12 protein-coding genes are annotated in these 11,454 nt (G+C 74.5%); 7 read left to right on the forward strand and 5 right to left on the reverse strand.

What is annotated here, in order from left to right:
- Window positions 1-24: 24 nt before the first annotated feature.
- The 3 genes from E4623_RS05460 to E4623_RS05470 are packed head-to-tail and all read right to left on the reverse strand — an operon-like array spanning window position 25 to window position 2,351.
- The gene (locus E4623_RS05460) at window positions 25-606 is read right to left on the reverse strand and encodes a TetR family transcriptional regulator (RefSeq protein ID WP_134765533.1); all 582 of its coding nucleotides are present in this window, start codon (window positions 604-606) and stop codon (window positions 25-27) included.
- A 10-nt stretch (window positions 607-616) separates the two neighbouring features.
- A complete protein-coding gene (locus E4623_RS05465) occupies window positions 617-1,417 on the reverse strand; it encodes a sugar phosphate isomerase/epimerase (RefSeq protein WP_134765534.1) in 801 nt (266 codons plus the stop codon).
- A 4-nt stretch (window positions 1,418-1,421) separates the two neighbouring features.
- Window positions 1,422-2,351 carry a Ppx/GppA phosphatase family protein gene (locus E4623_RS05470; protein WP_134765535.1) on the reverse strand — a complete coding sequence of 310 codons (930 nt, stop codon included), beginning with the start codon at window positions 2,349-2,351 and terminating at the stop codon, window positions 1,422-1,424.
- A 158-nt stretch (window positions 2,352-2,509) separates the two neighbouring features.
- Between E4623_RS05470 and E4623_RS05475 the strand changes: the two genes are divergently transcribed.
- The 4 genes from E4623_RS05475 (at window position 2,510) to E4623_RS05490 (ending at window position 5,586) form a co-directional block, all read left to right on the forward strand.
- On the forward strand, window positions 2,510-3,262 hold the full coding sequence (locus E4623_RS05475) for a hypothetical protein (RefSeq protein ID WP_134765536.1): 753 nt from the start codon (window positions 2,510-2,512) through the stop codon (window positions 3,260-3,262).
- Between the two features lie 10 nt (window positions 3,263-3,272).
- On the forward strand, window positions 3,273-4,058 hold the full coding sequence (locus E4623_RS05480; RefSeq protein ID WP_134765537.1) for a hypothetical protein: 786 nt from the start codon (window positions 3,273-3,275) through the stop codon (window positions 4,056-4,058).
- A 173-nt stretch (window positions 4,059-4,231) separates the two neighbouring features.
- Window positions 4,232-4,870: a VOC family protein gene (locus E4623_RS05485; protein ID WP_134765538.1), complete on the forward strand. Its 639-nt coding sequence runs from the start codon at window positions 4,232-4,234 to the stop codon at window positions 4,868-4,870.
- A 38-nt stretch (window positions 4,871-4,908) separates the two neighbouring features.
- Window positions 4,909-5,586 carry a class I SAM-dependent methyltransferase gene (locus tag E4623_RS05490; RefSeq protein ID WP_245154918.1) on the forward strand — a complete coding sequence of 226 codons (678 nt, stop codon included), beginning with the start codon at window positions 4,909-4,911 and terminating at the stop codon, window positions 5,584-5,586.
- Between the two features lie 45 nt (window positions 5,587-5,631).
- On the opposite strand, the gene E4623_RS05495 is transcribed toward E4623_RS05490, so the two are convergent.
- Window positions 5,632-6,639 carry a LacI family DNA-binding transcriptional regulator gene (locus tag E4623_RS05495; RefSeq protein ID WP_245154919.1) on the reverse strand — a complete coding sequence of 336 codons (1,008 nt, stop codon included), beginning with the start codon at window positions 6,637-6,639 and terminating at the stop codon, window positions 5,632-5,634.
- Window positions 6,640-6,840: 201 nt separating this feature from the next.
- On the opposite strand from E4623_RS05495, the gene radA reads away from it, so the two are divergent.
- Together radA and disA are read left to right on the forward strand one after the other, a co-directional pair.
- A complete protein-coding gene (radA, locus tag E4623_RS05500) occupies window positions 6,841-8,274 on the forward strand; it encodes a DNA repair protein RadA (protein ID WP_134765540.1) in 1,434 nt (477 codons plus the stop codon).
- A 50-nt stretch (window positions 8,275-8,324) separates the two neighbouring features.
- The gene (gene disA, locus E4623_RS05505; RefSeq protein WP_134765541.1) at window positions 8,325-9,407 is read left to right on the forward strand and encodes a DNA integrity scanning diadenylate cyclase DisA; all 1,083 of its coding nucleotides are present in this window, start codon (window positions 8,325-8,327) and stop codon (window positions 9,405-9,407) included.
- A 185-nt stretch (window positions 9,408-9,592) separates the two neighbouring features.
- On the opposite strand, the gene E4623_RS05510 is transcribed toward disA, so the two are convergent.
- Window positions 9,593-10,435, reverse strand: coding sequence for a hypothetical protein (locus tag E4623_RS05510; RefSeq protein WP_134765542.1), 843 nt, complete (start codon window positions 10,433-10,435; stop codon window positions 9,593-9,595).
- Window positions 10,436-10,550: 115 nt separating this feature from the next.
- Between E4623_RS05510 and E4623_RS05515 the strand changes: the two genes are divergently transcribed.
- Window positions 10,551-11,423: an A/G-specific adenine glycosylase gene (locus E4623_RS05515; RefSeq protein WP_245154920.1), complete on the forward strand. Its 873-nt coding sequence runs from the start codon at window positions 10,551-10,553 to the stop codon at window positions 11,421-11,423.
- Window positions 11,424-11,454 lie beyond the last annotated feature (31 nt).

An 11,454-nucleotide genomic window follows, 5' to 3' on the forward strand; every position in this document is an offset into this window, starting at 1 on the left:
ATGAATAATGCTCCTGCGGCGGCGCTAGGGCAAGGGGCCGGTCAGGTAGTGCTGCAACGTCGGGGCGTACGTCGCCGCGAGCCGGTCGCCCGGCATCGATGCGACGGGCTCGACCTCCAGCACGTAGCGCGCCAGGACCAGCCCGAGCAGCTGCGAGGCGACCAGGGCCATCCGCCGCTCGGGGTCGTCGACGCCGAGGCCGGCACCGACCGGGGTCAGGACCAGGCGGAGGAACCCGTCGCGCACCAGCCGGGCGCCGTCGGGATCGACCACCCCGCGCACCAGGGCGAGCAGCGGCGCGCGGAGCTCGGGGTCGTCCCAGACCGACACGAAGAGCGTCATGAGCCGGGTCCCGGCACCGTCGGGGCCGCCCTCGATCACCGGGAGCACCGCCTCCCGCGGGTCGATCCGCACCTCGAGCGCGGCCAGGAACAGGTCGTCCTTGGTGCCGAAGTAGTGGTGCACGAGCGCGGGGTCGACCCCTGCGTCGGCGGCCACCCGGCGGACCGAGGTGCCGGCGAACCCCTGCTGCGCGAAGCGCTCGCGGGCCGCGCCGAGGATGGCGGCACGGGTGTCCGGCGAGCCGGGACGACGACCACGGGGCATGCCGGTGAGGCTACGGGCCGGCGTCCGGCGTCGGGACGACGAAGTGCTCGCGGGCGAACTCCAACGACTCCCGCAGGTCGGCCTCGCGCTCCTCGCGGGTGCCGCAGCGGCGGGTGTTGATCTCGACGACCACGTCGCCCTCGAACCCGGCGGAGGCGACGTGGCGCAGGAAGCGGGCCGCGCCCATCGTGCCGCGACCCGGCACGAGGTGCTCGTCCTTGGCCGAGCCGCTGCCGTCGGTGAGGTGCACGTGCCGCAGGCGGTCGCCGAGGCGCCCCGCCATCTCGACGACGTCCGAACCTGCGATCGCCGCGTGCGACAGGTCGATCGTGGTGTTCGCGTAGGGCTCCTCGGAAGGGTCCCAGCCGGGCAGGTACATCTCGGCGCCGCGCTTGCGCGTGGCCCGCCAGGGATACATGTTCTCGACGGCGAAGCGGATGCCGGTGGAGTTCTCGAGGGCGGCGATGCCGTCGACGAAGTCGCGGGCGTACTCCTTCTGCCACCGGAACGGCGGGTGCACGACCACCACCTCGGCCCCGACCGCGGCCGCCATCTCCGCCGAGCGCTGCAGCTTGCCCCACGGCTCGGTGCCCCAGACCCGCTGGGTGAACAGCAGGCACGGCGCGTGCACGGCACAGACCGGGATCCCGTGGTGGTCGGCGAGCTGCAGGACCGCCGAGGTCTGCTGGCTGAGCGCGTCGATGCCCACCATCACCTCGACCGCGTCGTACCCGATCGAGGCGGCGTAGGTGAAGGCGTGCGCGGTCGACTCGGGGTAGACCGAGGACGACGACAGGCCGATGCGGGTCACGGGCTCAGACGACGCTGAAGCGGTCGATGCGCTCCAGGATGACGCCCTCGCGCAGCGCCCACGGGCAGACCTCGAGCTCGGCGAGGTCGAAGATGTCCATGCACGCCTCGGCGACGAGCGCACCGGCGACGATCTGGTGGGTGCGGCTCGGCGAGACGCCGGGCAGGTCGGCGAGCTCCTGGGGTGTCATCGCCACGAGCTTGGGGATCCAGGTGCGCAGGGCGGCGAGAGGCAGGGTCCGCGGCACCAGGCTGCCCTCCGCCGACGGGGCGGCGCCGCAGATGCGGCCCAGGGAACGGAACGTCTTGGACGTCGCCGCCGCCTTGTGCGGACGACCGGTGCGCAGCAGGTTCCCGGCGTCGCGGGCGATCTCTGCCCGGATCGTCTTGCGGATCGCCTTGAGGGCCTCCTCGTCGGGCCGCTCGGCGAAGTGGGTGCGGGCCAGCCGGGCCGCGCCGAGCGGGAGCGACCAGGCGACGTCCGGGCGCTCGTCGCCGCCGGAGGCGATCTCGAGGGACCCGCCGCCGATGTCGAAGACCGCGAGCCGCCCGGCCGACCACCCGAACCACCGGCGCACGGCGAGGAAGGTCAGCCGCGCCTCGTCCTCACCGGAGAGCACCTGGATGTCGACGCCGGTCTGGTCGCGCACGTGGGCCAGGACGTCGTCGCTGTTGACGCTGTCGCGCACCGCGGAGGTCGCGAAGGACACCATGTCCTCGCAGCCCTTGTCGTCGGCCACCCCGATGGACTCGGCCGTGAACGTCGTGAGCAGGTCGATCCCGGTCCGGGTCACCGCGCCGTCGCCGTCGAGGTGCTCGGCGAGCCGCAGCGGCTGCTTGTAGGAGTACGCCGGCAGCGGGGCCGCCCCACCGTGGGCGTCGACCACCAGGAGGTGGCCGGTGTTGGAGCCGATGTCGAGGACGCCCAGACGCATGCCGCCAACGCTACTCCCGGAGGCCCCGGTCCCCGGGTCGGTGTCGGGTCCCGGGCGGGCGGCGCCCGCGACCGGTTGACGACGACCGACCAAAGTCGGGCCCGGTCGAGACTCCTGCACGATCCCGTGGACCCGGCGCCCGCCGTAGCGTCGATGACGTGGCCGTGCAGCGGTGGGACCTCGTGACGCCCGAGGCGCGGCACCGCGTCGAGGCCGACACCGGCGGGTGGCGCAAGCACCTGTGCTGGTGGGTCGACGACGAGCTCGTCGCCGACGTGCGCACGGCCGACGACAAGGTCGAGCTGAAGCCCGACGACGCCGACCGGGCCGACACCCTCGGCCTGGTCACCCTCAGGTTCACCTCGCTCGGTCGGCCGCGCCGGGCGACCTGGCACCCGCCGGGCCGGGCCGGCGAGGCGGCGCTCGGGCTGGGCGGCACCGACCTCGAGCCCGAGCCGGGCTCCCCCGCGGCGACGTACGAGGAGCGGGTCCGGCTGCACCCGAACCGCTACGCCGCGCAGCGCACGCTCGTCGCGGTGGCCGGGATCGTGCTGCCGATCCTGCTCACGCTGCTCGCCGTCCGGTTCGCCGTGCGGATCCCGTGGCCCGACCTGCCCTCGGTCCCCTGGCCGGACCTGCCCTCGCTCCCCTGGCCCGACCTGCCCTCGGTCCCCTGGCCCGACTGGTCGCTCCCCGGCTGGCTCGGGTGGCTGCTCGACAAGGCGAAGTACGTCTGGCCGGTCGTGCTGGCCTACGTGCTGGCCCGGGGTGAGATCCGGCGCCGGAGGGTGCAGGACGAGAAGCGCGGCCTGGCCGCCCGGCCCGACGGGCCCGAGGACGGCGCGGGCCGCGAGGGCGGGCGCCGCGACGAGGAGGGGCGCGACGAGGACGAGCCGCGGGACCGGCCGTAGGCTCGGCCGCATGCCCGAGGTCGACCTGGTCTTTCCGCGCGCCTACGTGGAGTTCGCCAACCCGGCCGACGACACCGAGGTGATGCGCTGCGACCTGACCTGGCTGACCAGCAGCTACACGTGCATCTTCGGCCAGGGCTGCCAGGGCATCTACGCCGACGCCCCCGACACCGGGTGCTGCACCCTCGGCGCACACTTCGCCGACGCCGACGACGAGAAGCGGGTCGCGGCCTTCGTGGGGCAGCTCGACGAGACGCAGTGGCAGTTCCACCCCGGCCGGCCGGTGCGGAAGAAGGACTGGGTCGAGACCGACGCCGAGGGCGACCGCAAGACGCTCGTCGTCGTCGTCGACGGTCAGCAGGCCTGCGTGTTCCACAACCGCGCGGACTTCGCGCCCGCCGGCGGCGCCCCGGGCTCCGGCGGCGCGGGCTGCGCGCTGCACGGCCTGGCGCTGCAGCAGGGACGCAACCCCCTCGAGACCAAGCCGGACGTCTGCTGGCAGCTGCCGATCCGGCGCACCTTCCGCGAGGTCGAGCGCACCGACCAGACGTCGTACACGGAGGTCTCGATCGGCGAGTACGACCGTCGCGGCTGGGGTCCCGGGGGCCACGACCTCGACTGGTACTGCTCGGGCAACACCGAGGCCCACGTCGCCCCCGAGCCCGTCTACCTCACCCACGAGCCCGAGCTCACCGAGCTGATGGGCGCGGCGGCGTACGCCGAGCTGGTCCGGCACTGCGAGGCCCACCTCCGCTCCCGCTCCGCGCTCGCCCTGCACCCGGCCGATCCCCGCTGAACCGCCGACGCACCCACCGGCCCGGCGAACTCGGTTCGACGGACCGACGGCGCGGCGAGCACGGCGCGACGCCCGTGCCACCGCGCGGCGGGCGCCCCGGTGCCGTATCTCGATGTCAAGACACCCCGACCCCGGCGTCCGGTTGGCGCGAGGGTTTGCCCACACTGGTGGACATGCGCCTCGACCATCTCTCGTTCGCCGCCGGTCCCGATGGCCTCGCTGCCACCGCCGCAAACCTGGGTGGCCTCCTCGGGCGAGAGTTCGACGACGGCGGGATCCACCCACGCTTCGGCACCCGCAACATGATCCTGCCGATGGCTGGCAACACCTACCTCGAGGTGGTCGAGGCACTCGACCACCCGGCCTCCGACAAGGCCCCGTTCGGCCAGGCCGTCAAGGCCCGGTCCAACGCCGGCGGCGGCTGGCTCGGCTGGGTCGTCTCGGTCGACGACATCGCGGTGGTCGAGGAGCGGCTCGGCCGCGCCGCGGTGGCCGGCAACCGGCACCGCCCCGACGGCACCGAGCTGCTGTGGAAGCAGATCGGCGTCCACGGCCTGCTCTCCGACCCGCAGCTGCCGTTCTTCGTGCAGTGGGACAGCCCGGCCGCGCTGCACCCGTCGGCCGGCGCCGACGCCGGCTGGTCGCTGGCCTGTCTCGAGATCGCCGGTGACCCCCAGCGCGTCAGTGAGTGGCTCGGCGAGACCGTCGAGGCTCCGCTCGAGGACGTCAAGGTCGAGTGGGTCGCCCCGCACGGCACGCCCGGCATCCTCGCGGTGCAGGTGCAGACGCCGTCCGGCCTGGTCCGCATCTGACGGGGTCGCCCGGGCGGGCCCGCCCGCTCCCGGGCGCCGTGCCCAGCCCCAACATCTGGAAGCACACGGCGACCTACGAGACCGAGAACCGCGCCGTCGACCCCGACGGCGTCCTCTGGTCGACCCTGCGGTCGCTCGCGCCCTGGACCGGCCGCACCGTGCTCGACCTCGGCTGCGGGACCGGCTTCCACCTGCCGGCGTTCGCCGCGGACGCCGGCCGCGTCGTCGGCGTCGAGCCGCACCCCGACCTGCTCGCGCTGGCGCGACGACGCACGGCGCGGCTCGACCACGTGACCCTGCTGGCCGGCACCGCACAGGCGGTGCCGCTGCCGCCGTCCTCGGTCGACGTCGTCCACGCGCGCTGGGCCTACTTCTTCGGACCCGGCTGCGAGCCCGGCCTCGCCGAGCTCGAGCGCGTCGTCCGCCCGGGAGGTGCGGCGGTGGTCGTCGACAACGACGGCTCCCGATCGACGTTCGGGGCCTGGTTCCGCCGCGGCTACCCGCACCTGCCCCCGCCCGCGGAGGTCGAGCGGTTCTGGTCGACCCGCGGCTGGACCCGCACCCCGGTCGACATGGGCTGGCGCTTCACCTCGCGCGCCGACCTGGAGGCCGTCGTGCGGATCGAGCTGCCCCCGGCCGCCGCCGAGGAGGCGCTGCGCCACCACGACGGCCTCGAGGTCGACTACGCCGTCAACGTGTGGTCCAGGTCGTTCTGACCCTTCGGCGCGCCGCGACCCGCACCGCGCGACCGCGCGGCGTGGTCAGCCGGTGGACGGGCGGACCGTCAGGGACGGCGTCAGCAGCAGCCCCTCGCCGACGTACGACGGGGTGGCCAGCAGGTCCTCGAGCGAGCGGACGACGGCGACCGCGACCTCCTCGAGCGGCTGGCGCACGGAGGTGAGGCCGGGGTGCACGACCTGGGCGACCTGGGAGTCGTCGAACCCGGCGACGGCGATGTCGCGGCCCGGCTGCAGGCCGCGCTCGGCGAGGGTGTGCAGGACGCCCATCGCGAGGGTGTCGGAGGCGCAGACGAAGGCCGAGGGGCGGGCCTCGTCGAGGAGCACGGCGCTGGCCTCGCGGCCGCTGCTGACGGTGTCCTCGACCCGCGAGGCCATCCCGGTGGTCGACAGCCCACGCTCGCGCAGGGCCCGGCTCCAGCCGGAGCGACGGTCCTCGCCGATGAAGGAGTCCTTGCGCCAGCCGATCCAGGCGACGCGCGTGTGGCCCTTGTCGAGCAGGTGGCGGGTGGCCATCTCGGTGCCGGCGGCACCGTCGACGTCGACCCACGGGTGGCGCGCGTCGGGATCGTCCCAGGGGCGACCGAAGGCGACGAAGGGCGCGCGGCGCTCGCGCAGCCAGGTCGCCTGCGGGTTGCCGAGGTAGGTGTCGGTGACGACGAAGGCGTCGACGGCGGTCGAGCGCAGCAGGTCCTCGTAGCCGTCGATCGCGGCCGGGCCCTCGCCCGAGAACAGCAGCACGTGGTAGCCGGCCTCGCGCGAGGTCCACACCAGGGAGTGCACGAACCGGTCGCCGACGGCGGTGGCGTTGCCCTCCAGGACCGGGCTGAGCCGCAGCCCGACCAGGTGCGAGGCGCGGGTGCGCAGGTTGCGGGCGGCCCGGTTGGGCACGTAGCCGAGCTCGGCGATCGCCTCCTGCACCCGCACCAGCGTGTCGGGTCGCAGCAGGTCGGGGTTGTTGACGGCGTTCGAGACGGTCTGGCGCGACACCCCGGCGCTCTCGGCGACGTCGGCGAGGGTGGGTGCGGCCACGGAGATCCGCGTCGTGGTCCTGCTGCCCCTCATCATCGCTCCCGTCCGAGCTCTTGAACGATCCAAGCGGAGTGTAACCGCGGCGCGCCGCGGCGTGCGTCGTCCCGCCGGGTGATGGCCGCGCGGAGACCCGGTGCGGCGACGGTGCGGCGACGATCCGGCGACGGAGGGCTGTCGGTGGGCTCGTCTAGCGTTCTCGCCATGCCCCGGTCCACCACGAAGCCACCCCGTCCGCAGTACCGCTGTGCCGAGTGCGGGTGGGAGACCGGCAAGTGGGTCGGTCGCTGCGGGGAGTGCCAGGCGTGGGGCTCGGTCGCCGAGGCCGGCACGCCCACGGTGCGGGCGGCCTCCGGCCCGGTCACCACCCCCGCCGTCCCGATCGGTCAGGTCCGGGTCTCGGAGTCGGCGTTCCGCGGCACCGGCGTCCCCGAGCTCGACCGGGTGCTCGGCGGCGGCCTGGTCCCGGGAGCCGCCATCCTGCTCGCCGGCGAGCCGGGCGTCGGCAAGAGCACCCTGCTGCTCGAGGTGGCCGCCCAGACCGCCCGGGAGGGTCGTCGGGTGCTCTACGTGACCGGGGAGGAGTCGGCCGGCCAGGTCCGGATGCGTGCCGACCGCACCGGCGGCGTGCACGACCAGCTCTACCTCGCCGCCGAGACCGACCTCGGCGCCGTCCTCACCCACATCGAGCAGGTGCGTCCCGACCTGGTGGTCGTCGACTCGGTGCAGACGATCGGGGCGGCCGGCATCGAGGGCGTGCCCGGGGGCGTCACCCAGGTCAAGGAGGTCTCGGCCGCGCTGGTGCGCGTCGCCAAGACCCGCGACATCGCCACCGTGCTCGTCGGCCACGTCACCAAGGACGGCGGCATCGCCGGCCCGCGCGTCCTGGAGCACCTGGTCGACGTGGTGCTGCACTTCGAGGGCGACCGCAACAGCCGGTTCCGGATGGTGCGGGCGGTGAAGAACCGGTTCGGCCCGGTCGACGAGGTCGGCTGCTTCGACCTCGGCGCCGACGGCATCACCGCCGTCGCCGACCCGACCGGGCTCTTCGTCGAGCACCTGCACGGGCGGGTCGCCGGCACCTGCGTCGCGGTCACCATGGAAGGACGCCGGCCGCTGCTCGCCGAGGTCCAGGCCCTGGTGACGCCGTCCCCGCTCGAGCGGCCGCGGCGCACGACGTCCGGCCTCGACGGGTCGCGCATCGCGATGGTCCTGGCGGTGCTGCAGCAGCACTGCGGCATCCGGCTGCACGGGCACGACGTCTTCGCCTCCACCGTCGGCGGCGCGCGGCTCTCCGAGCCGGCCAGCGACCTCGCCGTCGCCGTGGCCCTCGCCTCGGCCACCCACCTGACCCCGCCGCCGGTCGGCGTGGTCGCGATGGGCGAGATCGGGCTGTCGGGCGAGCTGCGCCGGGTCCGCGACCTGCCGCAGCGGCTCGCCGAGGCCTCCCGGCTGGGCTTCAAGATGGCCGTCGTCCCGGCCGAGCTGCACCTGCCCGACGCCCCCAGGTCGCACCGCACCGACCGCATGGTCGAGGGCATGCGGGTCGTCGAGGTCCGCGACGTCCTCTCGGCGCTGCTGCTGCTCAACCTCACCACGCGGTCAAAGCAGTCGTTGAGCGTGGTCGACGACGGTTAGGATTCGCGCGAGGCGTCGCTCGCGACGCCAGGACGGGTGAAGGGGTGCCGATGACCGACGCACGCAGCGACGAGCAGCTGCGGCTACGGGCGACCCTCGCCCAGACCGCCCCGGGCACGGCGCTGCGCGACGGGTTGGAGCGGATCCTGCGCGGACGCACCGGAGCGCTCATCGTCATCGGGCACGACCGCACGGTCGAGTCGATCGCCACCGGCGGCTTCGCCCTCGACGTCCCGTTCACCGCCACCGGCCTGCGCGAGCTGGCCAAGATGGACGGCGGGATCATCGTCGACAAGGACATCACCCGGATCATCCGGGCCGCGGTCCACCTGATGCCCGACCACACCATCCCCTCCGAGGAGACCGGCACCCGGCACCGCACGGCCGACCGCGTCGCCAAGCAGACCGGCTTCCCGGTGATCTCGGTGTCGCAGTCGATGCAGATCATCGCCGCCTACGTCGGCGCCACGCGCCACGTCCTCGAGGACTCCGGTCAGATCCTCTCCCGCGCCAACCAGGCGCTGGCCACCCTCGAGCGCTACAAGCTGCGACTCGACGAGGTCTCGAGCACCCTGTCCGCCCTGGAGATCGAGGACCTCGTCACCGTCCGCGACGTCGCCGTCGTGGCCCAGCGGCTCGAGATGGTGACCCGCATCGCCCGCGAGATCGAGGACTACGTCCTCGAGCTCGGCAGCGACGGGCGGCTGCTCTCGCTCCAGCTCGAGGAGCTGATCACGGGCGTCGACGCCGAGCGCGAGCTGGTCATCCGCGACTACGTCCCGGCCGGGCGCCGCAGCAAGAGCCCCGAGGTCCTCCTCGGCCGGCTCGAGGCGCTCTCGGCCACCGAGCTCGTCGACCCGGCCGCCGCGGCCCGCGTCCTGGGGCTCGGCACCGCTGAGCACCTCGACGGCGCCGTCGCGCCGCGCGGCTACCGCCTGCTCGCCAAGGTGCCGCGCCTGCCCGCTCCCGTCGTCGACCGTCTGGTCGACCACTTCGGCACCCTGCAGAAGCTGCTCTCCGCCGGCATCGACGACCTCCAGACCGTCGACGGCGTCGGCGAGCTCCGGGCCCGCAGCGTCCGCGAGGGTCTCTCGCGCCTCGCCGAGTCGACGATCCTCGAGCGGTACGTGTAGCGGCAGGGTCGCGCTTGCTCGGCCCGACCCGCTGCACGGACCGCTGACGGTGGTCGAGCAGACCGTCGTGGAAGGGATGTCGAGACCTCGTGGGGTCACGGCGACGGGGACAGGCGACGATCAGCCGCGGTCCTTAGGCACGCGCTGCGGTCGGGCTCCGTCGGCGCTCGCCGGGGCTCGCTTGCTCAGCCTCGGGAGCGGTCGCGGTCCTTGCCCTTGCCCTTGCCGCCCTTGTTCTTGCCGCCCTTGTCCTTCTTCTTCTCGCCCTTGCCCGGCTCGTCGACCCCCGGCACCGCGGGCCCGACCGGCCCGTCCGCGACCGCCACGTCGGCCGGGTCGGTCAGCGCGAAGGTGACGGGATCGGCGGGCTCGGCACCGTAGGCGGCCACCTGGACGTCGTACTCGGCCGGCTCGGCCCAGGGCTGGCCCGAGGGACACTCGGGCGTCGACATCCGGCCGTTCCAGGTCAGGTCGAAGGTGGCGGTGGAGTCGCGGCGCACGACGACCTCGGCCGTCGGCACCATCCGCGGGCACTCACGACTCGACCACACCTCGTCGCCGCCGTCGTCGAGGATCGTGACGGCCAGGCTGTCGCTGCTCAGGCGCCAGGTGCACGCCTCGGCCACGAGCGTCTCCAGGCTCAGCCGGATGGTCGTGGAGCGTCGGGCGACCGCGCCCGGGACCGACGGCGTGACCTGGACGTCGGCGTCGACGCAGTCACCGTCGGGCTCGGGCGGCGCCGGCTCGGCCGCGGGCTCGGTCGCGGGCGTGTACCCGCTGTCGGGCACGGGCGTCGTCGTCGGCTGCGGGGCGCCGGACCGGTTCTTGCGGCCCTTGCCCTTCCTGCCGGTGGGCGCGTCGGTCGGCTGGCCGCTCGCCTGCACCGCGGCGTCCCGGGCCGGTGGCGGCGAGTCGTCACCGCGCACCAGGTTGACGACGACCAGCACCAGCGCGAGGACGGTCCCGAGGACGAGCGCGCGGCGTCGCCAGTACACCGCAGGGGGCAACGGTCCGCGCGTCGTGGGCATGGCCACGAACGCTAGCCACCTCGGCGGCCCGATCGACGACGCCACACCGACCTCACCCGCCCCAACCGCATCGGGCCGCCGCCGGACGGGCACCGCCGGCCGCCACAATGGTCGGGTGCCCGAGTCCGACCTCCACCCGCCGGTCCTGAGGTGGTACGCCGAGCACGCCCGCGACCTGCCGTGGCGGCGCCCGGAGGCCTCGCCGTGGTCGGTGATGGTCTCCGAGCTGATGCTGCAGCAGACGCCGGTGAACCGGGTGCTGCCGGTGCACGAGGCCTGGATGGAGCGGTGGCCCACCCCGGCCGACCTCGCCGCGTCGAGCACCGGCGACGCGGTCCGGGCCTGGGGCCGGCTCGGCTACCCGCGCCGCGCCCTGCGGCTGCACGCGGCGGCCGCCGCGATCACCGAGCGGCACGACGGCGTCGTCCCGGCCGAGTACGCCGACCTGGTCGCGCTGCCGGGCGTCGGCGACTACACCGCGTCGGCCATCGCGAGCTTCGCCCACGGCCGGCGCCACGTCGTCCTCGACACCAACGTGCGGCGCGTGCTGGCCCGCGCGGTCGGCGGGGTCGAGTTCCCCGGCGCCTCGGTGACTCGCGCGGAGCGGGACGTCGCGACCGGGCTGCTCCCGGACGACGAGGCGACCGCGGCGACCTGGGCGGTGGCGACGATGGAGCTGGGCGCGCTGGTCTGCACCGCGGCGAACCCGCGGTGCGCGGCCTGCCCGGTCGCCGACCGGTGCGCGTGGCTCGCGGCCGGCCGCCCGGCGTACGACGGCCCGCCCCGCAAGGTGCAGGCCTGGGCCGGCACCGACCGGCAGTGCCGGGGGCGCCTGCTCGCCGTGCTCCGGGACGCCGACGGGTCGGTGCACCGCAGCGCGCTCGAGGCCACCTGGCCCGACGTGGCCCAGCGTGAGCGCTGCCTGGCCTCCCTGCTCGACGACGCCCTCGTCGCCCGTACCGGTCCGGACACCTACGCCCTGCCCTGAGACGACGCCGACCCGTCACTGATCAGTGACG

The organism is Nocardioides sp. 1609 (assembly GCF_004522105.1).
Taxonomy (GTDB): domain Bacteria; phylum Actinomycetota; class Actinomycetes; order Propionibacteriales; family Nocardioidaceae; genus Nocardioides.